Annotated in this window: 19 protein-coding genes and 1 tRNA gene; 12 read left to right on the plus strand and 8 right to left on the minus strand. The window is 70.1% G+C overall.

The genetic code is table 11. From position 1 onward, the window contains the following. Positions 1-17: 17 nt before the first annotated feature. Positions 18-848, plus strand: a complete 831-nt coding sequence (locus GTY58_RS32270; protein WP_010987605.1) for an SDR family oxidoreductase — start codon at positions 18-20, stop codon at positions 846-848. After that, positions 845-1,753 (plus strand): SDR family oxidoreductase, encoded by a 909-nt coding sequence (locus GTY58_RS32275; protein WP_037646799.1) that lies wholly within the window; start codon positions 845-847, stop codon positions 1,751-1,753. The genes GTY58_RS32270 and GTY58_RS32275 overlap by 4 nt, the downstream gene beginning before the upstream one ends. A 452-nt stretch (positions 1,754-2,205) precedes the next feature. Here the strand turns inward: GTY58_RS32275 and GTY58_RS32280 are convergent, their stop codons facing one another. Together GTY58_RS32280 and GTY58_RS32285 are read right to left on the minus strand one after the other, a co-directional pair. Continuing rightward, positions 2,206-3,132, minus strand: coding sequence for an ankyrin repeat domain-containing protein (locus GTY58_RS32280; RefSeq protein WP_010987607.1), 927 nt, complete (start codon positions 3,130-3,132; stop codon positions 2,206-2,208). Between the two features lie 111 nt (positions 3,133-3,243). After that, positions 3,244-4,140 (minus strand): hypothetical protein, encoded by an 897-nt coding sequence (locus GTY58_RS32285; protein ID WP_010987608.1) that lies wholly within the window; start codon positions 4,138-4,140, stop codon positions 3,244-3,246. 243 nt (positions 4,141-4,383) lie between these two features. Here GTY58_RS32285 and GTY58_RS32290 point away from each other — a divergent pair, with 243 nt between their 5' ends. The 7 genes from GTY58_RS32290 (at position 4,384) to GTY58_RS32320 (ending at position 12,812) form a co-directional block, all read left to right on the plus strand. After that, positions 4,384-5,172, plus strand: coding sequence for a serine protease (locus GTY58_RS32290; RefSeq protein WP_171033152.1), 789 nt, complete (start codon positions 4,384-4,386; stop codon positions 5,170-5,172). 211 nt (positions 5,173-5,383) lie between these two features. After that, positions 5,384-5,839 (plus strand): GNAT family N-acetyltransferase, encoded by a 456-nt coding sequence (locus GTY58_RS32295; protein WP_010987610.1) that lies wholly within the window; start codon positions 5,384-5,386, stop codon positions 5,837-5,839. Between the two features lie 160 nt (positions 5,840-5,999). Continuing rightward, positions 6,000-6,389 carry a chorismate mutase gene (locus GTY58_RS32300; RefSeq protein ID WP_010987611.1) on the plus strand — a complete coding sequence of 130 codons (390 nt, stop codon included), beginning with the start codon at positions 6,000-6,002 and terminating at the stop codon, positions 6,387-6,389. Between the two features lie 128 nt (positions 6,390-6,517). Continuing rightward, positions 6,518-7,075 (plus strand): response regulator, encoded by a 558-nt coding sequence (locus GTY58_RS32305; RefSeq protein ID WP_010987612.1) that lies wholly within the window; start codon positions 6,518-6,520, stop codon positions 7,073-7,075. A 91-nt stretch (positions 7,076-7,166) separates the two neighbouring features. Next, the gene (gene pepN / locus GTY58_RS32310; RefSeq protein WP_010987613.1) at positions 7,167-9,707 is read left to right on the plus strand and encodes an aminopeptidase N; all 2,541 of its coding nucleotides are present in this window, start codon (positions 7,167-7,169) and stop codon (positions 9,705-9,707) included. A 247-nt stretch (positions 9,708-9,954) separates the two neighbouring features. Continuing rightward, on the plus strand, positions 9,955-11,397 hold the full coding sequence (locus GTY58_RS32315; protein ID WP_010987614.1) for an aminotransferase class I/II-fold pyridoxal phosphate-dependent enzyme: 1,443 nt from the start codon (positions 9,955-9,957) through the stop codon (positions 11,395-11,397). Continuing rightward, on the plus strand, positions 11,394-12,812 hold the full coding sequence (locus GTY58_RS32320) for a SidA/IucD/PvdA family monooxygenase (RefSeq protein WP_010987615.1): 1,419 nt from the start codon (positions 11,394-11,396) through the stop codon (positions 12,810-12,812). Before GTY58_RS32315 ends, GTY58_RS32320 begins: the two co-directional genes overlap by 4 nt. A gap of 96 nt (positions 12,813-12,908) precedes the next feature. Here GTY58_RS32320 and GTY58_RS32325 read toward each other — a convergent pair whose 3' ends face one another. Beyond that, positions 12,909-14,729 carry a 5'-nucleotidase C-terminal domain-containing protein gene (locus GTY58_RS32325; protein WP_010987616.1) on the minus strand — a complete coding sequence of 607 codons (1,821 nt, stop codon included), beginning with the start codon at positions 14,727-14,729 and terminating at the stop codon, positions 12,909-12,911. 137 nt (positions 14,730-14,866) lie between these two features. Between GTY58_RS32325 and GTY58_RS32330 the strand changes: the two genes are divergently transcribed. Next, positions 14,867-15,580: an SIMPL domain-containing protein gene (locus GTY58_RS32330; RefSeq protein ID WP_037646800.1), complete on the plus strand. Its 714-nt coding sequence runs from the start codon at positions 14,867-14,869 to the stop codon at positions 15,578-15,580. A gap of 168 nt (positions 15,581-15,748) precedes the next feature. Beyond that, positions 15,749-17,185: a pyruvate kinase gene (gene pyk / locus GTY58_RS32335; protein WP_010987618.1), complete on the plus strand. Its 1,437-nt coding sequence runs from the start codon at positions 15,749-15,751 to the stop codon at positions 17,183-17,185. Between the two features lie 11 nt (positions 17,186-17,196). Here the strand turns inward: pyk and GTY58_RS32340 are convergent, their stop codons facing one another. After that, positions 17,197-17,976 carry a helix-turn-helix domain-containing protein gene (locus tag GTY58_RS32340; RefSeq protein ID WP_037646801.1) on the minus strand — a complete coding sequence of 260 codons (780 nt, stop codon included), beginning with the start codon at positions 17,974-17,976 and terminating at the stop codon, positions 17,197-17,199. Positions 17,977-18,081: 105 nt separating this feature from the next. Then, a tRNA-Leu gene (locus GTY58_RS32345) sits at positions 18,082-18,154 on the minus strand. Between the two features lie 101 nt (positions 18,155-18,255). Here GTY58_RS32345 and GTY58_RS32350 point away from each other — a divergent pair. Further along, the gene (locus tag GTY58_RS32350; protein ID WP_010987620.1) at positions 18,256-18,912 is read left to right on the plus strand and encodes a response regulator; all 657 of its coding nucleotides are present in this window, start codon (positions 18,256-18,258) and stop codon (positions 18,910-18,912) included. A 103-nt stretch (positions 18,913-19,015) separates the two neighbouring features. Here GTY58_RS32350 and GTY58_RS32355 read toward each other — a convergent pair whose 3' ends face one another. From GTY58_RS32355 to GTY58_RS32365, 3 genes are read right to left on the minus strand one after another with little or no spacing between them, the layout of a single operon-like run. Next, a complete protein-coding gene (locus tag GTY58_RS32355; protein WP_010987621.1) occupies positions 19,016-19,732 on the minus strand; it encodes an ABC transporter ATP-binding protein in 717 nt (238 codons plus the stop codon). Beyond that, a complete protein-coding gene (locus GTY58_RS32360; RefSeq protein ID WP_062804704.1) occupies positions 19,729-20,664 on the minus strand; it encodes an ABC transporter ATP-binding protein in 936 nt (311 codons plus the stop codon). Before GTY58_RS32360 ends, GTY58_RS32355 begins: the two co-directional genes overlap by 4 nt. Before the next feature lie 5 nt (positions 20,665-20,669). After that, positions 20,670-22,445, minus strand: a complete 1,776-nt coding sequence (locus tag GTY58_RS32365; protein ID WP_010987623.1) for a branched-chain amino acid ABC transporter permease — start codon at positions 22,443-22,445, stop codon at positions 20,670-20,672. Positions 22,446-22,450 lie beyond the last annotated feature (5 nt).

Genomic DNA, 22,450 nt, shown 5'->3' on the forward strand with positions numbered 1-22,450 from the left:
GTGGAAGGTAGCAGCGGATGGAGCTGAACGGGAAGGTCGCCGTCGTCACCGGGGGCACCCGAGGCGTCGGCGCCGGGATCGCGCGGGCCTTCGCCGCGGCGGGCGCCGAGGTGGTCGTCTGTGCGCGCAGACCGCCCGAAGTGCTCCTGAAAGGAGCCGAGTTCGCGCGCCTGGACCTGCGGGACCCGGATGCCGTAGGGGCCTTCTTCGGTGCGCTGCCCCGGCTCGACGTCCTGGTCAACAACGCGGGCGGCACCCCGTACCGGAGGCTGGCCGACGTGGACGCGGCCCGTCACGCGCGCGTGGTCGAGCTGAACCTCGTCGCCCCGCTGACCGCCTCCCTCGCCGCGTACGAGCACCTCAAGCGGGCCGGGGGCGCCGTCGTGATGGTCGGCAGCGTGAGCGGCGGCCGTCCGTCACCCGGGTCGGCGGCGTACGGCGCGGCCAAGGCGGGGCTGGAGAGCCTCGCCCGTTCCATGGCCGTGGAGTGGGCACCGGAGATCCGGGTCAACACGCTCGTTCTCGGCATGGTCCGCACCGAGCTGTCCCACCTCCACTACGGCGGTGCCGAGGGCGTCGCCGCCGTCTCCCGCACCGTGCCGCTCGGGCGGCTCGCCGAACCGTCCGACGTCGGTGCCGCCGCCGTCTTCCTGGCCTCGGACGCCGCCGCGTACATCAGCGGCGCGAGCCTGCTCGTGCACGGCGGCGGGGAGCCGCCGGCGTTCCTCGGCGCGGCAACGGCCAACAGGGGGACGCGACACGAGATGCCACGGGAGAAGCGACGGGAGAAGCGACAGGAGGAGGAGTGGGCCCGACAGGAGGAGGAGCAGGAGGAGGAGTGGGGATGACCGGTATCGCCGAGGGGCGGGTCGTGATCGTCACCGGCGCGGGCCGGGGGCTCGGCCGCGCGCACGCCCTCGCGTACGCCGCGGAGGGCGCGAAGGTCGTCGTCAACGACCTCGGGGTCGGACTCGACGGCGCGCCGGGCCCGGACAGCCCGGCCGGGCGGGTCGTGGACGAGATCCGCGCGGCGGGCGGCGCGGCGGTCGCCCACGGCGGCGACATCGCGACGAGTGCGGGGGCCGCGTCCCTGGTGGCCGCCGCGCTGGAGACGTACGGGCGGCTCGACACCCTCGTCAACAACGCGGGCTTCCTGCGCGACCGGATGCTCGTCAACCTCGAAGAGGACGACTGGGACGCCGTGCTGCGCGTCCATCTGACAGGGCACTTCCTGCCGCTGAGGCATGCGGCGGCGCACTGGCGGGCGGAGACGAAGGCGGGGCGGACACCGCGGGCCAGAATCGTCAACACCAGCAGTGGGGCCGGGCTGTTGGGGTCTGTGGGGCAGGGCAACTACAGCGCGGCGAAGGCCGGGATCGTCGGACTGACGCTGGTCGCGGCGGCCGAGCTCGCGCGGTACGGCGTCCAGGTGAACGCGATCGCGCCCGCCGCCCGCACCCGGATGACGGAGCGTGCCTTCGCCGGGACGATGGCGGCGCCCGACGCCGGCTTCGACGCCATGGCCCCCGAGAACGTGTCGCCGCTGGTGGTCTGGCTCGGCTCCGCCGCGAGCGCCGGGGTCACGGGACGCGTCTTCGAGGCGGAGGGCGGCCGGATCACCGTCATGGAGGGCTGGCGTCCGGGCCCGACCGCCGACAAGGGAGCACGCCGGACGCCGGCGGAGGCGGGGAAGACGGCCCGGAAACTGCTCGCGGAGGCGGAGGTGCCGGGGGTGGTGTACGGGGCGGGGTAAGGGGCGGGGTAGGGGGATCGGCGGCGCGCGGAAGCGGGGCAGTCGGACTCGCGTCCTCCGGCAGGGCGGTGGGGGACGGGTGGGGGATGGGTGGCCACGGGCCTCCTTGGGCGCCGCTCTGAGGCGGGCTGTCACTCTGAGGCGGACTGCCCTTCTGCGGCGCGCTGCTCTTTCGCGGCGCCCCGGCTCTTCGAGGCGCGCTGTGTCTCTGCGGCGCGGTGCCTCTATGAGGCGCGCTGCCCCTCCGCGGGGACGGCCGGAAGGCGTCCGGCCGCCCCCAGGCGCACCGCCGGTGGCGCCGACCGCGGCGCCCGGCATGCGCGGCACGGCTCTCGCGGCGCCGGCGCACGGCATACGCGCGGCACGGCATACGCGGCGCCCGGCGCGCGGCATACGCGCGGCCCGGCTCAGGCGGCGCCCGGCTCACGCCGGCCCGGCTCACGCCGGCCCGGTCACCTGCCCAGCTTCCGCAGGATCTCCGTCCCGAGGGCCCGCCGCAGTGGGTCCGGGGAGCGGGACCAAGCGGTCGCCGCGGTGAAGGTCTCCCCGCCCGCCCGGCGGACGAGCACCGACACCGCCTCCGTCCAGTCGTCGTTGGCGGGATCGCCGCAGCGCAGGGCGCGGTCGGCGAGTTCCGGGACCGGGGTGGCGATCCCCAGCGCGGCCTCCAGGAGCGTGATGATGGCCGCGTGGCCCGTCTGCTGGTCGTTGCCCGCCATCGTGCGTTCCCCGGTGCGGAGTTGGACCTCGACGGTGATGCCGCCGTCCTCCGGAATCCGGTGGGTCACCATCTCGTGGCCGGAGCCGTACATCTGCTCAAGACCCGCGCGCAGTTCGGCCTCGACGTCGAGTGCCGGCCAGCGCCGCGCCTCGTCCAGCGCCGGGGAGCGTGCGCCGGCCCCGTGCGCCAGCAGCGCGCGCACACAACCCGGGGAGCCCCGCCGCGCCGCGGCGACCAGCGGGGCCTCGCCGGTGGGGCCGGGGCGGTCCGGATGCGCACCGGCGGCCAGGAGTTCCGTGAGGATCTCCACCTGCCCGCGCTGCACCGCCCACGTCAGCGCCCGGAAGCCGAACTCCTCCTCCAGGTCGGCCGTCGCCCCGGCCGCCAGCAGGGCGCGGACGACCTCCGCGTGGCCCCCGCAGGCCGCGCCGCACAACGGGGAGTCCGCGTCCGCGCTCAGCCGGTCGGGGTCGGCTCCGGCCGCCAGCAGCAGCCGTACGATGCCGGGCTCGTTGCTCACCGCCGCCAGATACAGGGCCGTCTGACCGTCCTCGTCCCGCGCATCGGCGGCCGTGCCCGCGCGCAGCAGCCGCACGACCGTGTTTTCGTCCCCTTCGTACACCGCCGTGAAAAGACCCGCCGGTTCTTGCGTGTTCATGCCTCGACCCTCGCTCGCGAAGGCGCCGGGAGCAAAGGATTACCGGGTGTTCTGTGCCACCTCTCGCGTGACGGCCCGGTGTCACCTGCCCGGTGCCCGGGCGAAGCCGGCCTACGTGTCGCACTCCAGCACCGTCCGGCACAGCGTGCAGCGTGCCCGGACCCGGCCGCGCACCGGGATCCTGATGCGCTGGTGACAGGTGGGGCAGGGGAACGACACCCGCAGGAGGCCGCGGTCGCCGGGGGCGAAGGCGTAGGGGACGCCCGGCTGCGGGCCGGGGGAGCGGTGGTCCTGGGCGTGGCGGCGGTCCTTCGCGTAACGGTGGCGGCCCGCCCAGCCCGCCGCCGTCAGCGGGGGCTGCTGCTCGTCCCGGCGGGCCTGCGCCATGCCCTTCGTGTACGCCGTGTACGCCTGCGGGCTGGTGAACCAGATCGAGGGGTCCTCACCGAAGACCAGGGCCCGCTTGGCGAGGACGTAGCCGAACTCCTCCGGCGTCAGATACCCGAGCTTCTGGGACGAGGCCGCGTCCTCGCGGAACGCGTCGAGAAGCAGCCAGCCCGCGCCCAGATAGGTCGCCGCCGTGTCCGTGAGGATCTCGTTGTCGCGGGTGCCCGGGAAGGACAGGTCCAGGCGGTGCAGGTACACGTGCATCACCTCGTGCGCCAGGGCCGCGCCGATGTCCCGGCGGTGGGTGCGGAAGCGGTCGTTCAGCTCGATGAAGTACTCCGGCCCCGCGGCGAGTTCGACGTTCGCCGCATGGGTCATCTCGCGGAAGCCGACGATCATCCGGGCGTCCGGCAGCCGGTAGTGCCGCACCATCTCGTGTGCCACGCGCTGTGCGCCCAGGTGCAGGTCGTCGTGGTCGGCGAAGGCCACGTCGGCGGGGGCCACGCTGGCCGCGAAGGTGTGGATGGTGTCGTAGGAGAGCCGTTTGTACAGCGCGGTGATGGCCGCCCGCACCGTGTCCAGATGCGGGTAGCCGTGCTCGACGGGACCGCCGTTCGCCACGTCCGCACCCCCTGAAGACGCCGCCACTGGATTCCACTGTAGGCGGGGTTCCTCCCGGTGGCGGGGCGGGCGCGGACGCGCCGGGTCACGCCTGGCCAAAAACCGGTCCTTGCCGAGCCTGTTCGACCGTCTAAATAATTCGTAAAGGCTTGGCGGGTGCATGCCATTCAGGCTGTGCGGCATGCCGTGCGGTGCTCCGCGGTGCCCCCGCCAGGCGTGCAACCCCCCACGAGAGGAACCACGTTGAACATCCCGAAGATCCTGAAGAGATTCGGCGGCCTCAAGAGAGCCCTGGCCGTCGGCGCCGTCACGCTCGCCGCGGTCTCGCTCCAGCCGCTCTCCGCGCAGGCCGCGCCGCAGCCCGTCGTCGGCGGCACCCGGGCCGCACAGGGCGAGTTCCCGTTCATGGTGCGGCTCTCCATGGGCTGCGGCGGCGCCCTGTACACCAAGCAGATCGTCCTGACCGCCGCGCACTGCGTGAGCGGCTCGGGCAACAACACCTCCATCACCGCCACCGCCGGCGTCGTCGACCTCCAGAGCGGCAGCGCGGTCAAGGTCAAGTCGACCAAGGTGCTCCAGGCCCCCGGCTACAACGGCAAGGGCAAGGACTGGGCCCTGATCAAGCTCGCCGCCCCGATCGAGCAGCCCACCCTGAACATCGCCACCACCACCGCGTACAACAACGGGAACTTCACCGTCGCCGGCTGGGGCGCCGCCCGCGAGAACGGCGCCCAGCAGCGCTATCTCCTCAAGGCCACGGTTCCCTTCGTCAGCGACGCCTCCTGTCAGCAGTCGTACGGCAGCGACCTCGTACCCGGCGAGGAGATCTGCGCCGGGTTCCCGCAGGGCGGCGTCGACACCTGCCAGGGCGACTCCGGTGGCCCCATGTTCCGCAAGGACGACTCCGGCGCGTACGTCCAGGTCGGCATCGTCAGCTGGGGCGAGGGCTGCGCGCGGGCCGGATACCCCGGGGTGTACACCGAGGTGTCGACGTTCGCGGCCGACATAGCCAGGGCGGCGGCCGGACTCTGACGGCAGCCGCGCAGACGTACCCGTAGGTACGCGGGGTGTCCGCGACCCGCCCCGGTCGCGGACACCGTGCCGTGCTCGGGAGGAGCGGACGCCCTGCTGCGCCCGGGAGAAGCGGACACCCTGCCGTGCCCGGCAAGAAGCGCGGACACCCTCCCGTGCCCCGGGAAAATACGTTCGGCGGCGGCCCGTACGCGCTGGCATACTCCGCGCCATGACCATGGACCAACAGCCTTCCATCACCGCGTCGTTGCAGGTGGGCGAGAAGGACAGCCCACTGGAACGGCGGCTCGACAGGGAACTCACCGCCTTCAACGCGGACGCCACCGGCGCCGGCGAACCCGCCCCGCTCTCCGTCCGCGTCACCGACTCCGCGGGCGACCTGGTCGGCGGCCTGACCGCCTGGGTCTGGGGCAGCTGCTGCGCGGTCGACATGCTGTGGGTGCGCGAGGACCAGCGGCACGCGGGCTGGGGCGGAAAACTGCTGCGGGCGGCCGAGGAGGAGAGCGCACGGCGCGGCTGCACCGAGATGATCGTCTCGTCCTTCACCTTCCAGGCCCCCGACTTCTACCGCGGCCACGGCTACCGCGAGACAGGCCGCACCGAAGGCATCCCGGGCGGCCATCAGGACGTCCACTTCCACAAAGTCCTGGAGCCCACCGCCCGTTGAACCAGCAGCCCCGACGACTCCTCCCTCGGCCTCCGCTTCCGCGAACAACAGGGCCGTACGGTCCCGGACGGCTGGAGCAACCAGGTGCCGGACCCCGACGCCCACCCATGACCGAACGGCGCCGCACCCCGGGATGTCCCGCCCCGTAGGGTTTACGCCCATGACCAACAGCAACACCCGCACCGGCACCGGTGACGTCGACCCCGCCGTCCGCGCCGAACTCGCCCGGCTGCGCGACAGCATCGACAACATCGACGCCGCCGTCGTCCACATGCTCGCCGAACGCTTCAAGTGCACCCAGCAGGTCGGCCACCTCAAAGCCGTACACCAGCTGCCGCCCGCCGACCCGGCCCGCGAGGCCAGCCAGATCGCCCGACTGCGCCGGCTCGCCGAGAACGCCAAACTCGACCCGGCGTTCGCCGAGAAGCTGCTGGGCTTCATCATCGCCGAGGTCATCCGCCACCACGAGCGCATCGCGGACAACACCGCGAACGGCTCGGTGAGCGCACCGCCGGCCACCGAGGACGACACCACCGGCCCCGCGGAGTGACCCGCGACGCCCGACGACATCGCGCCCGGAACGCGCATGTGTCAGGTCACGCGTACACACGATGAACCGGTTCAGGCTTAAGCTGGTTCGCCAAGCGAGGGGACGTCGGGCCGAGGGGACGTCGGGCAATGCCGTCGGATGCCAGGATCCTCATCGTCGACGACCATGAGGACACGCTGTACGCGCTGGAGAGCACGCTGGCCCCGCTCGGCTATCTGCTGTCCCGCGCGACCAGCGGCGACGACGCGCTCAAGGAAGTCCTGCGCGGCCAGGTCGGACTCCTGCTGCTCGACGTACGCATGCCCGGCGTCAGCGGACTGGACGTCGTGCGCTACATGCGGCGCCTGGAACAGACCCAGCACATCCCCATCATCCTGCTCACCGGCTTCGGCCTGGACGCCGAACTCACCACCACCGCCTTCGCACTCGGCGTCGCCGACCTGGTCACGAAACCCGTCGACCCCTGGTCCCTGCGCACCAAGGTCCGCTACCTGTACGACGCCCACCAGCGCAGCCAGGCCCTGGAACGAGAAGTGCGCGAACTGCGCGCCCTCGCCAAGAACGAGCACCCCCAGCCCCGCTCCCAGGCCCAGCCCCACCCGTCCCCAGCCCAACCCCAGCCACACGCCCACGTCCCCGTCCCACGCGAGCCCCCCGCCCAGAAGCCGGCGCAGGACCGCACCTGAGACCTGTCCGACGGATCCACCGGATCCACCAGATCCGTACATAGCACGTGTACCGGGCCGCCCCTGTGCCCTGTCGGCGCCATCAGGCAGCATGTCCCTCATGTCCGTACTGACGCGCGACGAAGCGCAGACCCGTGCCAGTCTCCTCGACGTCCACCACTACGCGATCGCCCTCGATCTGACCGTGGGGGACGAGACCTTCGACTCCCGCACCGTCATCACCTTCACGGTACGGGGGGACCACGACGTCGCGGACACCTTCGTCGAGCTGAAGCCCGCCGAGCTGCGCTCCGCCACCCTGGACGGGCAGCCCCTGGACACCGCGACCCTGGTCGAGAACCGACTGCCGCTGACGGGCCTGACCCAGGGCGAGCACGAGCTGCGCATCGACACCGCCATGGGCTACTCCCGCACCGGCGAAGGCATGCACCGCTTCACCGACCCCACCGACGGCGAGACATACGCCTACACCCAGCTGTTCATGGACGACGTGCAGCGCGTCTTCGCCGCCTTCGACCAGCCCGACCTCAAGGCCGTCTTCGAACTCGAGATCAAGGCCCCCGAAGGCTGGACCGTCCTCGCCAACGGCGTCACCACCGACGTGGGCGACGGCACCTGGAAGGCCACCGCCACCCCCCTCATCTCCACCTACCTCGTCGCCGTCGCCGCCGGCCCCTGGCACTCCGTACACACCGAACACCGAGGCCTGCCCTTCGGCCTTCACTGCCGCCGCTCCCTCGCCCCCCACCTCGACGCGGACGCCGACGAACTCCTCGACATCACCCGCGCCTGCTACGACCGCTACCACGAGAAGTTCGAGGAGCCCTACCCCTTCGACTCCTACGACCAGGCGTTCGTCCCCGAGTTCAACGCCGGCGCCATGGAGAACCCCGGCCTCGTCACCTTCCGCGACGAGTTCGTCTACCGCTCCGCCGTCACCGACACCGAGCGCCAGACCCGCGCCATGGTCATCGCCCACGAGATGGCCCACATGTGGTTCGGCGACCTCGTCACCCTGCGCTGGTGGGACGACATCTGGCTGAACGAGTCCTTCGCCGAGTACATGGGCTACCAGACCCTCACCGAAGCCAGCCTCGGGGGGTCCGGGGGGACTCCCCCCAGAAAGTGGGGCACCGACACCTGGACCGACTTCGGCGTCACCCGCAAACCCTGGGGCTACGACGCCGACCAGCGCCCCTCCACCCACCCCGTCGCCCCGGAAGCCGTCGACGACACCGCCTCCGCCCTCCTCAACTTCGACGGCATCTCCTACGCCAAGGGCGCCTCCGCCCTGCGCCAACTCGTCGCCTGGCTGGGCGAGAAGGACTTCCTCGCCGGCATCAACACCCACTTCACCCGCCACAAGTTCGGCAACGCCACCCTCGCCGACTTCATCGACTCCCTCGCCGCCGCCACCGAACGCGACGTCCACGCCTGGGCCGACTCCTGGCTGCGCACGACCGGCGTCGACACCCTGACCCCGGACATCACCACGGCCCCCGACGGCACCTGCGCCCTGACCGTCGAGCGCGACGGCAGCCGCCCGCACCGCATCACCGTCGGCCTCTACGACCGCGACCTCAACGACGAGGCCCGCCTCACCCTGCGCCGCCGCCTCGAACTCGACATCCCCCAGGACCCCGCCGAACCACAGCCCCTCGGCAAGCGCCCCGCCCTGCTCCTCCTCAACGACGGCGACCTCACCTACGCCAAGGTCCGCTTCGACCCCGAATCCTTCACCACCGTCCGCGCCGCCCTGTCCGGCCTGCCCGACCCCCTCACCCGCGCCGTCGTCTGGAACGCCCTGCGCAACGCCGTACGCGACGGCCATCTCCCGCCCACCGCCTACCTGCAGACCGCCCGCGCCCACCTCCCGCACGAGACGGACCTCGCCCTCGTCCAGGGCGTCCTGGCCTTCGCCACCACCCACGTGGCGGGCCGCTACCTGTCGGCCGCCGACCGACCCGCCGCCCTCGCCACCCTCACCGACCTGTGCCGCGACCTGATCCGCCGCACCGAGGACGGCTCCCAGCCCGGCCTGCGCCTGACCGCCGTACGCCACCTCATCGACGTCGCCGCCCACCCCGACACCCTCAGCAGCTGGCTCTCCGAAGGCACCGTCCCCGGCGGCCCCGAACTCGACCCCGAACTGCGCTGGCGCATCCTCGGCCGCCTCGCCGTCCTCGGCGCCATCGACGACGACGTCATCGAGGCCGAACTCGTCCAGGACCCCAGCGCCAGCGGCCAGGAAGGCGCCGCCCGCTGCCGGGCCGCCCTGCCCGACCCCGAGTCCAAGCGACGGGCCTGGGAAGAGATGTTCACCACCGACCACCTCTCCAACTACCTGTTCACCGCCACCGCCCAGGGCTTCTGGCAACCCGAACAGGCCGACCTCGTACGCGCCTACGTCGAGCGGTACTGGACCGACGCGGTCGCCGTCGCCGCCCGCCGCGGCCCCGCCATCGCCGCCGCCGCGGGCCGCTGGGCCTTCCCCGCCCACGCCGTCAGCCCGGACACCCTCCGCCGCGGCGAACAGTGCCTGCGCGAGGCCGACCCCATCCCGGCCCTGCGCCGCAAACTCGTCGACGAACTCGACGACCTGGCACGGGCCCTGCGGGTCCGGGAGGCATAGCCCCCGGACACCGGGCACACCCGGCCCGCTCCGCCGACCCGGCGGGCTGATCACCCCTCCTGGCTCCACCCGCCGGGCGGGATGATCAGCCCGCGGGCACCCACGCCTAGCACGCCCGTCCACCCCCCACCTTTCCTCCGCACGGCAGTACCCCCTTTCGGGTCGGATCGTTGTGCTGCACAAGCGCGCCGAACCGATTCGCGTACACGCTGAACCCCCACGCTGTGCGCGCCCCCGGAGGACATCCATGAGCTCGCCGCCCCTCGCCTCAGGTCCCGAAGGCCCCCACGCGCTGCGGCCGCTGCTCGAGACCGTGCTCGACGCACTCACGGAAGGCCGCCAGGCACGCGGCGGACCACTGCCCGCAGGCGGACCCCAGGCCGTCGCCGCGCGGGTGCGGGCCACGGTCGGCGACGCCCTGCCACAGAAGGGCGACCCGGACGCCGTACGCCACCTCGTCCGCATGCTCGCCGAAGGCGCCGCCGACCCCGCCGACCCCCTGTGCGCCGCCCACCTGCACTGCCCGCCCCTCGCCGTCGCCACCGCCGCCGACCTCGCCGCCTCCGCCCTCAACCCCTCACTCGACTCCTGGGACCAGGCCCCCGCCGCCTCGGAGCTGGAGGCGCTGGTGACCGACGCTCTCGCCGCGGAGATCTACGCCGGCACAAGGACGAGTGACCGAGCACGGCCGACCGTCGACACCAGCACCAGCGCCCCGGAGGCGAACGAGCCACACACGAGCACAGCCCTCGTCACCACCGGCGGCACCGAGTCCAACCAACTCGCCCTCCTCCTCGCCCGCGAAGCCCACAGCGGCGCCCGGCTCGTCTGCGGAGCCAACGCCCACCACTCACTCACCCGCGCCGCCTGGCTCCTCGGCCTGCCCGAACCCGTCGTCGTCCCCGCCCCCGCCGGCACCCTCGACCCCGCCGCCCTCGACGAAGCCCTCACCGAACTACCGGGCCCACGCGGCTCCCTCGTCGTAGCCGCCACCGCGGGCACCACCGACGCCGGCCTCATCGACCCGCTCACCGACATCGCCGACCTGTGCGCCGCCCACGGCGCCCGCCTCCACATCGACGCCGCCTACGGCGGAGGACTGCTGTTCAGCGCACGCCACCGCCACCGACTCCACGGCATCGAACGCGCCCACACCGTCACCCTCGACCTGCACAAACTCGGCTGGCAACCCGCCGCCGCCGGCCTCCTCGCCGTACGCGACCCCCACGACCTGCACGCACTCCACCACCACGCCGACTACCTCAACGCCGACGACGACACCCAAGCCGGACTCCCCGACCTCCTCGGCCGCTCCCTGCGCACCACCCGACGCCCCGACATCCTCAAAATCGCCGTCACCCTCAAAACCCTCGGCCGCGACGGACTCGGCACCCTCGTCGACCAGGTCTGCGCCCACGCCCAGGAACTCGCCCGCCTCATCCAGGCACACCCCGGCTTCGAGCTCTACGACCCACCCACCATCAGCACCGTCCTGTTCCGGCCCGCCGAAGCCTCCGACGACACCGTCGCCGCGGTACGCCGCACCCTCCTCACCGAAGGCCGCGCCGTCCTCGGCCGCGCCGTCCTCGACGGACAGCTCTGGCTCAAAGCCACCCTTCTCAACCCCCACACCCGGCCGGGCGACCTGGCCGCGCTCCTGAAACTGGTGGAAGGACACACCCCCCGATGAGCCCGACGCCCCACCCCCCACGCCACGAACCCGAAGCACCCCGCGACCTGGCGGGCATCGGCATCGGCCCCTTCAACCTCTCCCTCGCCGCCCTCGCCCACCCCCTCACCGAACTCGACACCGTCTTCTACGAACAGCGCCCCAGCTTCGACTGGCACCCCGGCCTCCTCATCGACGGCGCCACCCTCCAAGTCCCCTTCCTCGCCGACCTCGTGACCCTCGCCGACCCCACCAGCCCCTGGTCCTTCCTCAACCACCTCAAGACCCGCGACCGCCTCTTCCCCTTCTACTTCGCCGAGCGCTTCCACATCCAGCGCGCCGAATACGACGCCTACTGCCGCTGGGTCGCCGACAGCCTCCCCGGCCTCCACTTCGGCCACCAGGTCGACGCCGTCCGCTGGAACCCCGAACGCGACGTCTTCGAAGTCGACTTCACCCAACTCGACACCGACGGCGAAGCCGAAGCCCTCGGACGCACCTACAGCAAGAACATCGTCCTCGGCGTCGGCACCGCCCCCTACGTCCCCGAACCCCTCAAGCCCCTCGTCGAAGCCCCCGGCGTGCCCGTCATCCACGCCGCGGACTACCTCCAGCACCGCGACCGCTTCCTGACCGCCGAACACATCACCGTCATCGGCTCAGGACAGTCCGGCGCCGAAGTCTTCCTCGACCTGCTCCGCAACCGCCCCGCCGGACACGAGAGGATCCACTGGCTCGCCCGCACGGAGGCCTTCGCACCGATGGAGTACTCCAAACTCGGCCTCGAACACTTCACCCCCGACTACACCCGCTACTTCCACGCCCTCACCGAACCCGTCCGCGACCGGCTCGTCGCCGCCCAATGGCAACTCCACAAAGGCATCGACGCCGACACCATCGCCGCCATCCACCACGAGCTCTACCGGCGCACCCTGCACGGCGGCTGGCCCGACGCCGTCCTCACGCCCGGCGTCACCGTCCGCACCGCCGGTCGCCTCGCCACCACCAAAGTCGAACTCCACCTGGAACACGCCCAGCAGGGCACCCGCTCCCGCCTCACCACCAACGCCGTCGTCCTCGCCACCGGCTACCGCGAACGCCCCCTCGGCCGCATCCTCGCCGGCCTCGACCCCTACCTGCGCCGCGACAGCGCCGAACGCCCCCGCATCGACAACCAGTTCCGCCTCGACCTCGACCCCTCGGTCACCGGCACCGCCTACGTCCAGAACGCCGAACTCCACACCCACGGCATCGGCACCCCCGACCTCGGCCTCGCCGCCTGGCGCAGCGCCACCATCCTCAACTCCCTCACCGGCAAGGACCTCTACCCCCTCCCACACCGCACCGCCTTCACCACCTTCGGACTCCAGCAGCAACCACACATCCCACCCGCCCGCCAGGTCCACGCCCTCACGCCCCTCATCGACGGACGCTGACAACACACGCCAACGGCGCCGACGAAAACCACCGCCGACGCCGCTGACACACCCCTGCCGGACCCCGCAGGCCCCTGCCGGACCCCGCTTGCCCCCTTAGAACACCGGCGAACCGTCCCGCGTCAGCTTCCAGTCCACCGACGCGAAGTCCTTCGGATCCAGCACACCCTTCGCGGTCACCCACTCCGCGATCCGGGTCCGGATCTCCGTCGACTCCGACCACAACTCAGCGGCCGACGCCACATACGGGAAGGCACCGCCCCCGTTCGCACGGTAGTTGTTCACCGCGAACACGAACTGCTGCGCATCATCCAGCGCCGCACCGTTGTACGTCAGGTTCTTGATCCGCGAACCCGCCGCCTGCGCGATGTCGATCTCGTACCCCAGACCCGACACATAGTCGTAGTTGTAGTCCGGCCGGTTGTTCGCGTTCGTCAGCTTCTCCGTGTCGACCACCGTGCCCGCCGCCGTCTGCACGAAATACTCCGCCGAGTACTCCAGGTACGCCCGCAGCTGCGCACCCGTCAGCAACTTCGCGACCAGCGTGTTGTCATACACATACAGACTCGACAGATCCCGGATCGTCACCTTCCCGGCCGGGATCTCCGACGTCCGCGAGAACGGCGACGCCTGCGCGATCACCGGCAACGACGCGTACTGCGTGCCCACCAGCGCCGCCCTGACGACATCCTCCTGAACCTTGGTGATCAGATCGATGATCGGGGCGTCCTTGTAGCGCGCCTCGACCGTCGTCAGCGTCTCCGTCGCCGTACCGACCACCTGGTTCACATACTTCACGACCGTCGCATGCTCGTCCGACAGCAGCTTGGTGATCCGCGGGTCGTCCGCGACCGCGTTCGTGTTCCGCAGCGACGCGACCACCGACTCCACCTCCCACTTCCCCTTCTCGAACACCAACTCGAAGTCGAAGAGAGACAACCGCTCCGCGTAACACAACGGCTCCGACAGCACGACCGTCTTCCCGGTCTTCGCGTTCGTCACCTTCAGCTCGGGAATCTCCACATGCGCGTGACCGACCAGAATCGCGTCGATCCCCGGCACCTGCTGCGCCACCAGCGCCGCCGAATTCTCGATGTACGGCAACTGATCACCGTACGACGACGTCCCGGACGACCCCGAGTGCGCCGACACGACGACGACATCCGCACCCATCGACCGCAGCTTCGGCACCCACTTCGCCGCCTGCTCCTCAAGCCCCGGGAACGTCAACTTGCCCTGCACATACGCCTTGTCCCAGATCGCGATACCCGGGTTCGTCAGCCCCAGCACAGCCACCTTCACCGGCGGCGCACCCGGCACATGGAACTTCTTGATGAAGTACGGAGGGAACGCCGGCTTCAGCGTCTTCGCGTCCAGCGCGTTCGCACCCAGCAGCGGGAAACGGCACTGCGACTCGAACTTCCGCAGCGTCTCGATGCCGTAGTTGAACTCATGGTTGCCGAGCGCCACCGCGTCATACCCGATCGCGTTCATCGCCTGCGCCATCGGATGAACCGGACCACCCTTCGCGGTGATCGGGTCCACCTTCGCGTAGTAGTACGTCAGCGGCGTGCCCTGGATCGTGTCACCCGCGTCGAGCAGCAGGGTGTTGCAGCGGCCCTTCTCCTTGCGCACCTGGTCCACCAGAGTCGAAATCCGGGCCAACCCCTGCGCGTTCCCCGCCTTGTCGGAGTACTCCGCGTCCTTGAAGTAGTCCCAGTTGAAGACATGCCCATGCAGGTCCGTCGTGCCCATCACCGTCAGCGAATACCGCTTCGGACGCTTCCCGGCACCCTTCGCCGCCCCGCCCTTCACCTCCGCGGCCTGCGCCGCCGGAGCCGCGACCGCGCCGGTCAGCGCGACCCCCGCCCCGGTCACGGCCGACTTCTTCAAGAACTTCCGACGGTTCAACGGCATGTCTCGTACTCCTCGGGAAAGGCCAATGACGCGCGTAGATTCTGGCCCACCAGCCACACCCCCGAACAGCCCCCGCAGGTTGCGATCTGATGACCAGTAGCCACCCCACCGCACCCCCCAGTGACAGAGTGGGACGTATGACCCCCACCGCGGAGGAACCCCGCCCCACAGGCCCCTACGGCACCCCCGAAGCCCCCCGCATCGCCGTCCGCGGCGAAGCCCACCTCGAAGTCGACCCCGAGATCGCCCGCATAGGCATCACCGTCAGCGCCCGCGGCACCGACAGACGCGACGCACTCACCGACCTCACCCGCCGCAACACCACCGCCCTCGACCTCGTCAAAACCTACGGGGAAGCCGTCGAGCGACTGGAAACCGGCGCCTTCTCCATCACCCCTGAACTCACCAAACACGGCCGCGGCGAACGCATCCGCGCCTACCACGGCCGCGTCCACATCACCGCCGAACTCACCGACTTCACCGCACTGGGCGAACTCACGACCCGACTGGCCGACCTCGACCTCACCCGCGTCGACGGCCCCTGGTGGGCCCTGCGCCCCGACTCACCCGCCCACCGCCAAGCCCGCCGGCAAGCAGTGCGCGAAGCCGTCCAGCGCGCCCGCGAATACGCCGACGCCCTCGGCACCACCCTCGCCGCCCTCGTCGAACTCGCCGACATCGGCGCCGACAACCTCCCGCCCTACCCTCCGGCCCCCGGCCGCGCCATGCGCTCCATGGCCTACGGCGCCGCCGCCCCCGAGGAAACCGCCCCCCTCGACCTCGAACCTCAACGCCAGAACGTCTACGCCCAGGTCAACGCTCGGTTCACCATGGTCCCGCCGCGGCTGTAGCCGACGGCACACGGAACGCACTCGAAAACACGCCGAACGAACTCCGAAATGCTCATAGGAGCGGCCCGGCGCACAATTCAACAGTTGTCAATAGCCCTTTACCCAAAGGTTGTTGAGTAGTCATGCCCGACCAATTCTCTACCCGCCAGTAAGGCCTAGGCTCAAACCATGCGCCGAGCAAAGATCGTCTGTACTCTGGGCCCCGCCACCGACTCGTACGACCAGATCAAGGCACTGGTCGAGGCCGGAATGGACGTAGCCCGCTTCAACCTCAGCCACGGCACCTACGCCGAGCACGAGGAGCGTTACCAGCACGTCCGCAAGGCCTCCGACGAGACCGGGCGCAGCGTCGGAGTCCTCGGCGACCTTCAAGGTCCGAAGATCCGCCTCGGCCGCTTCAACGAAGGACCCGTACTCCTTGAACGCGGCGACACCTTCACCATCACCGTCGAGGAAGGCGTCGAAGGCGACCGCCAGACCTGCGGCACCACCTACGCCGGCCTCGCCGCCGACGTCACTCCCGGTGAGCGCATCCTCGTCGACGACGGCAAGGTCTGCCTCGAAGTCACCTCCGTCGACGGCCCCCGCGTCCACACCACCGTCGTCGAAGGCGGCATGGTCTCCGACCACAAGGGCCTGAACCTGCCCGGCGTGGCCGTCTCGGTCCCCGCCCTCTCCGACAAGGACGAGGCCGACCTCCGCTGGGCCCTCCGTCAGGGCTTCGACGTCATCGCGCTGTCCTTCGTACGCAGCGGCAAGGACATCAAGGACGTCCACCGGATCATGGACGAAGAAGGCCGCCGGCTCCCCGTCATCGCCAAGGTGGAAAAGCCCCAGGCCGTCGAGAACATCGACGACATCGTCGCCGCCTTCGACGGAATCATGGTCGCCCGCGGAGACCTCGGCGTGGAAATGCCGCTCGAACAGGTCCCGATCGTCCAGAAGCGCGCCATCAAACTCGCCAGGCGCAACGCGAAGCCGGTCATCGTCGCGACGCAGATGCTGGACTCCATGATCGACAACTCCCGCCCGACCCGCGCGGAGGCCTCGGACGTCGCCAACGCCGTCATCGACGGCACCGACGCGGTGATGCTGTCCGGCGAGACGAGCGTGGGCAAGTACCCCGTCGAAACGGTCCGCACCATGTCCCGCATCGTGGAAGCGGCGGAAGAGGACATCCTGGCCACGGGCCTGCCGCCGCTGACCGAACGCAACAAGCCCCGCACCCAGGGCGGCGCGGTGGCCCGCGCGGCGGCCGAGATGGGCGACTTCCTCGGCGCCAAGTTCCTGGTGGCGTTCACGCAGTCCGGAGACACGGTCCGCCGCCTCTCGCGCTACCGTTCCCCGATCCCGCTCCTGGCCTTCACCCCGATGCCGGCGACGCGCTCCCAGCTCAACCTGACATGGGGCGTGGAGACGTTCCTGGGCCCGCACGTGGATTCGACGGACGCGATGGTGGACCAGGTCGACGAGCTGCTGCTCAAGTACGGCCGCTGCGAGAAGGGCGACGTGGTGGTCATCACGGCGGGCTCACCCCCCGGCGTCTCGGGCTCGACGAACCTGGTCCGAGTCCACCACATCGGCGAGGACGACAGCCCCAAGTAGGGGCGGGACGATCAGTACTTGGGGCCTACGTGGGCGTCCATGAGGGCGACGGAGGCTTTGCGGGCGACGGAGATGTTGTACGGGTTTCCGTTGCGGGTGCAGTGCGTCCACTGGATGCCGAGCTGGTCGAGGGTGTCGGTGTAGAGCTGGCGGATGTCGTCGGACACATTGGTGAAGAAGTACCGCGGGTACTCGTAGCGTTTGCGCTCACCGCCGACGAGCCGGGTCGTCCAGTTGGTGATGCGGCACCCGTCGGAGTGGATGAGTCCGCGGATGAACTCCCACGGGTGGGCGTCGACGATCTCCTGCTGCCAGGCTTCGAGGACGATGGGGCGCTCGTGCTTCTTGCCGGGGCCATGCTGCGGGAACATGCAGGTCCAGTGCTTGGTGTAGGACTTCACCTCGACGCAGCCCGGCTTGTAGCGCTGCTTGACACTCGGCAGCGGCATCACCTTGCGCATGGCCTCTTCGGCGGCTGTAATCAGCCCCGTCTGCATTGCGTTGCAGAAGACAGACAGGTGGTGCTGCTTGCGCTTCGAGATGATGTGTCCATCACCGAGATAGAGGCCTAGTAGGTAGGCGTACGCAGCATGGTCGAACTCGCGGCCCGTGCAGTGGGGGCAGTCGGTTGGCTGCTCATAGGCTTCGCCGCGTGCTCTGCGATCCTCGCTACGCCACCAGCCGACCGTCCCTCGTGGAACGTTGAGGCGCTCCGCGACTATGCGGTTGGGGATGCCTTGGCGCATGAGTGCGACAGCGTGAGCGCGAATCGAAGGGCTGTGCTGTTCCATGCGGCCACTCTGCGTCACCGGTCGTGACCTCATGCGCCAAAAAGCGGATGTTCACGAGAACGAGAACATCCGCTTCTGATTGCGACCTTGGAATCGAAGGAAAAGTGCCCCGAGTCGGATTCGAACCGACGCTGTCGGTGGTTTGAGCACCGTGTCTCTACCGCTGGACTACCGGGGCTTCCTGTAAAACAAAGGATGGCGGTCACCCGCCGTGCCCCCACCTTACCGCAGCTAGGTAGGCTCTTGGGAGCAGTACCCGCCCCTGAACGAGGAGCCCCCGTGACCGCCCCCGAGTCGCCCCAGCCCGTAGACGCGCCCGACGACGACAAGTCGCACGTGCCTCCGCTGACGACCCGTGTCGTCATCGCCGAGGACGAGGCGCTCATTCGTCTCGACCTCAAAGAGATGCTCGAGGAAGAGGGCTACACCGTCGTGGGGGAGGCGGGTGACGGCGAGCAGGCCGTGGAGCTCGCCCGCGAGCACCGCCCCGACCTCGTCATCCTCGATGTGAAGATGCCCAAGCTCGACGGCATCTCGGCCGCCGAGAAGATCGCCGAGGAGAGCATCGCGCCCGTCCTCATGCTCACCGCGTTCTCCCAGCGCGACCTGGTCGAGCGGGCGCGTGACGCCGGCGCGATGGCGTATCTGGTGAAGCCGTTCAGCAAGAGCGACGTCGTGCCGGCGATCGAGATGGCCGTGTCGCGCTTCGCGGAACTGAAGGCGCTGGAGCAGGAGATCGTCGATCTCACGCAGCGTCTGGAGACCCGGAAGCTGGTGGACCGTGCGAAGTCCGTTCTGCAGACGCAGTACGGGCTGACCGAGCCCGCCGCCTTCCGCTGGATTCAGAAGACCTCCATGGACCGTCGTATGTCCATGCAGCAGGTCGCCGAGGCGGTCATCGAGGACGCCGAGGAGAAGAAGTCCGCGAAGGGCTGAGCCCGTCCCGCAGCCGTACATCAAGGGAGGCCCGCACCCGGGAACATGGGGTGCGGGCCTCCTCGTATGCCCGTAGGGGCGGGGCGGGGCGGGCGTGCCGGGCTCAGTCCTCGCCCAGGTACGCCTTGCGCACGGACTCGTCGTGCAGCAGGTCCTGTCCGGTGCCGGAGAGGACGATGTTGCCGATCTCCATGACGTGGCCCTGGTCGGCGAGTGAGAGCGCCGCCTGGGCGTTCTGTTCGACGAGGAGGATCGTCGTGCCCTGGGACTTGAGCTCGGCGATGGTGGCCATGATCTTCTGCATCATGATGGGCGAGAGTCCCATGGAGGGCTCGTCGAGCATGAGCAGTTTGGGCTGGGACATCAGGGCCCGGCCCATGGCCAGCATCTGCTGTTCGCCGCCCGAGAGGGTTCCGGCGGCCTGCTTCCTGCGTTCCCCGAGGATGGGGAAGAGGTCGTAGGCGCGCTGGATGTCCTTCTCGATGCCGGGCTTGTCCTTGCGGAGGAACGCTCCGAGCTGGAGGTTCTCGGCGATGGTCAGGCGCGGGAAGATGTGCCGGCCCTCGGGGGAGTGGGCCAGGCCCAGGGCGACGATCTTGTGGGCGGGGACGCTGGTGAGCGGTTGGCCGTCGAAGACGATGCGGCCGCCGGTCGGCTTGAGCAGGCCGGAGAGGGTGCGCAGGGTGGTCGTCTTGCCAGCGCCGTTGGTGCCGATGAGGGTGACGACCTGGCCCGCTTCGACGCTGAAGGAGATGCCCTTGACGGCTTCGATCTTGCCGTAGGAGACCCTGAGGTCCTCGACCTCGAGCAGTGCGGTCACTGGGCGTCTCCCTTGGTGCCGGTGGTGCTGGTCGTGCCGGTGGTGCTGGTCTCGCTGGTGCTGTCGGCCGCTTCGGCCGCTTCGGCCTCCGCGGCTTCGGCGTGGGCTTCGGCGGCTTCGACCTCGGCGGCCTCGGCGTCGCCGGGGGCGCCTTCGAAGGGTTCGCCGAGGTAGGCGGCGATGACGCGCTCGTCGGCCTGTACGACCTCCGAGGTGCCTTCGATGAGCTTCTCGCCCTGGACGAGGACGGCGACGCGGTCGCAGAGGTTGAAGATGAAGCGCATGTCGTGCTCGATGACGAGGACGGCGATGCCCATGTCGCGGATGGCGAAGACCAGTTCCTCGGTCGCTCGCGTCTCCTGCGGGTTCATGCCGGCCGTCGGCTCGTCGAGGAGCAGCAGGCCCGGTTCGCTGGCGAGTGCGCGGGCGATCTCGAGCTTGCGCTGTTCGCCGTAGGGGAGGTTGCGGGAGAGGTGGTCGGCCTTGTGGGCGAGGCCGATGAACTCCAGCAGTTCCATGGCGCGTTCGCGGGAGGCGGTTTCGGCCTTGCGGAAGCCGGGGCCGCGCAGGAGGGCCGACCAGAGGCCTTCCTTGGTCCTGGTGTGGCGTCCTACGAGGACGTTTTCGAGGACGGTCATGTTGGCGAAGAGCCGGATGTTCTGGAACGTGCGGGCGATGCCCGCGCTTGTCACCAGGTGGGGCTTCGGCGGCAGGACCTTGCCCTTGTAGGAGACCTTGCCCTCGGTGGGGACGTAGAGGCCGGTGAGGCAGTTGAAGAAGGTGGTCTTGCCGGCGCCGTTGGGGCCGATGAGGCCGACGATTTCGCCGCTGTTGACGGTGAGGTCGACGGAGCGTACGGCGGTGAGTCCGCCGAAGCGCATGGTGACGCCGGAGGCTTCGAGGACGGTGGAGGTGGCCGTGGTGGTGGTCATGTCGGTCACGCCCCTGCCTTCGTGACGCCGACGGTGGGTTCGGTCAGGCGTTGTTCCGGTACGTCGATCTGGTCGGTCTCGTGGAATTCGAGCTGGCGGCGGCGGTTGGCGATGATGCCTTCGGGGCGGAAGCGCATGAGGAGGACGAGCGCGATGCCGAAGGCGAGGAGCTGGTACTCCTTCAGGAAGGAGAGCTTCTCGGGGATGAGGTAGAGCAGGGTGGCGCCGAGGATGGGGCCGTTGACGGTGCCCATGCCGCCGAGGACGACCGCGGCGAGCAGGAAGGCGGAGTTCGGGGGCACGGAGCCGGCGAACTGGTACGGCGCCGGGTTGACGCTGTAGCCGACGTGGGCGCTGACCGTACCGGCGAGGCCGGCGAGGGAGGCGCCGAGGGCGAAGGCGATGAGTTTGACGCGGAAGCCGTTGATGCCCATGGCGGTGGCGGCGGTCTCGTCCTCGCGGATGGCGATCCAGGAGCGGCCGATGCGGGAGTCCGAGGCCCTGGTGAAGACCAGCACCACGAGTGCGGTGATGATCAGCATCAGGAAGAAGTAGTTCGCGAAGCGGCCCACGGTGAAGGAGCCGACGTCGTGGGAGATCCCGAGGTTGAATCCGAAGATTTCGAGGTCGGGGATCCGGGAGATGCCGTTGGGGCCGTTGGTGAGGTTGGGTCCGGAGGAGCCGTCGAGGCTGTTGACGGCGATGCGGAAGATCTCACCGAAGCCGAGGGTGACGATGGCGAGGTAGTCGCCGCGCAGCCGGAGCGTCGGGGCGCCGATGAGGACGCCGAAGACGAGTGAGGCTCCCATGCCGGTCAGTGCCGCTGCCCAGAAGGGGAACTGGACGCCGGCGAAGCGGGAGAACTCGGAGCCGGAGACGAGGGCGGCGGCGTAGGCGCCGACGCCGAGGAAGGCGACGTATCCGAGGTCGAGGAGTCCGGTGAGGCCGACGACGATGTTGAGGCCGAGGGCGACGGTTCCGACGATCAGGATGTTCACGCCGAGGTTGGCGTTGTGGTCGTCGCTCTGGGTGAAGGGGAAGATCGCGGCGGCGAGGAAGGCCAGGGTGGTGGCGAATCCTTTGTGCTGGGCGTTGATCGTGGAGAACCGGTCGAGGAGGCCGGCGGCGAAGAGTGCCCAGGCGCCGAAGACGACGAGGAAGAGGAAGCCGATGAAGGTTTCGCTCTCGTCGTCGTTCACGCCGATGCCGTAGGTGAAGACGATCAGGGCGAGGAGGGTGGCGAGGGTGATGACGAGGCGCTGGACCCAGGGGGCGAGTTCGCCGGCGGGCGGGATGTTCTCCGCCTTGGCGAGGTAGTCGCGCCAGGTGCCGCCCGGGGTGGGGAGGGCGAGGGCGCCGAGGAGGGCGATGAGGGAGGCGGCCATGGCGACGTAGGCGCCGGGGTCGAGGTTGGCGAGGCCGCCGAGGTCGACCGCGATGGCGATGCCGGTGTACCAGCAGACGGTGAAGGCGGAGGCCGCGGCGAGGGCGATGGGGGAGGCGGCGTTCGCGGGGTTGGCCCAGCGCAGGGCGGGGATGTCCCAGCGGGTGAGGCCGAGGAGGAGGGTGATGACGGCGCCGACGATGGCGAGGGTCTGGAGGCCCGCGGGGTAGCCGTAGACGGTGAGGTCACCGGGGAAGGCGGCGGTCCAGGTCCAGGACATGAAGGCGCTGGCGATGGTGGCGAGGGCGCCGATGACGATGAGGAGGCGGGCGGCGGCCTGGGGGAGCGGGATGAGGCCGGCCGCGGTCTTCTCGGTGCTGGTGGCGGGGGTGGTCATGGTGA

It is taken from the genome of Streptomyces sp. SID5469 (assembly GCF_009862865.1).
Classification (GTDB): domain Bacteria; phylum Actinomycetota; class Actinomycetes; order Streptomycetales; family Streptomycetaceae; genus Streptomyces; species Streptomyces avermitilis.

Bases quoted from the DNA above. Each gene is read 5' to 3' on its own strand.
- GTY58_RS32360 (WP_062804704.1), bottom strand. From the start codon at position 20,664: ATGACCACCACCACGGCCACCTCCACCGTCCTCGAAGCCTCCGGCGTC.
- GTY58_RS32295 (WP_010987610.1), top strand. From the start codon at position 5,384: ATGACCATGGACCAACAGCCTTCCATCACCGCGTCGTTGCAGGTGGGC.
- GTY58_RS32325 (WP_010987616.1), bottom strand. From the start codon at position 14,729: ATGCCGTTGAACCGTCGGAAGTTCTTGAAGAAGTCGGCCGTGACCGGG.
- GTY58_RS32280 (WP_010987607.1), bottom strand. From the start codon at position 3,132: ATGAACACGCAAGAACCGGCGGGTCTTTTCACGGCGGTGTACGAAGGG.
- GTY58_RS32270 (WP_010987605.1), top strand. From the start codon at position 18: ATGGAGCTGAACGGGAAGGTCGCCGTCGTCACCGGGGGCACCCGAGGC.
- GTY58_RS32320 (WP_010987615.1), top strand. From the start codon at position 11,394: ATGAGCCCGACGCCCCACCCCCCACGCCACGAACCCGAAGCACCCCGC.
- GTY58_RS32315 (WP_010987614.1), top strand. From the start codon at position 9,955: ATGAGCTCGCCGCCCCTCGCCTCAGGTCCCGAAGGCCCCCACGCGCTG.
- GTY58_RS32305 (WP_010987612.1), top strand. From the start codon at position 6,518: ATGCCGTCGGATGCCAGGATCCTCATCGTCGACGACCATGAGGACACG.
- GTY58_RS32365 (WP_010987623.1), bottom strand. From the start codon at position 22,445: ATGACCACCCCCGCCACCAGCACCGAGAAGACCGCGGCCGGCCTCATC.
- GTY58_RS32275 (WP_037646799.1), top strand. From the start codon at position 845: ATGACCGGTATCGCCGAGGGGCGGGTCGTGATCGTCACCGGCGCGGGC.
- GTY58_RS32330 (WP_037646800.1), top strand. From the start codon at position 14,867: ATGACCCCCACCGCGGAGGAACCCCGCCCCACAGGCCCCTACGGCACC.
- GTY58_RS32300 (WP_010987611.1), top strand. From the start codon at position 6,000: ATGACCAACAGCAACACCCGCACCGGCACCGGTGACGTCGACCCCGCC.
- pepN (WP_010987613.1), top strand. From the start codon at position 7,167: ATGTCCCTCATGTCCGTACTGACGCGCGACGAAGCGCAGACCCGTGCC.
- GTY58_RS32340 (WP_037646801.1), bottom strand. From the start codon at position 17,976: ATGGAACAGCACAGCCCTTCGATTCGCGCTCACGCTGTCGCACTCATG.
- pyk (WP_010987618.1), top strand. From the start codon at position 15,749: ATGCGCCGAGCAAAGATCGTCTGTACTCTGGGCCCCGCCACCGACTCG.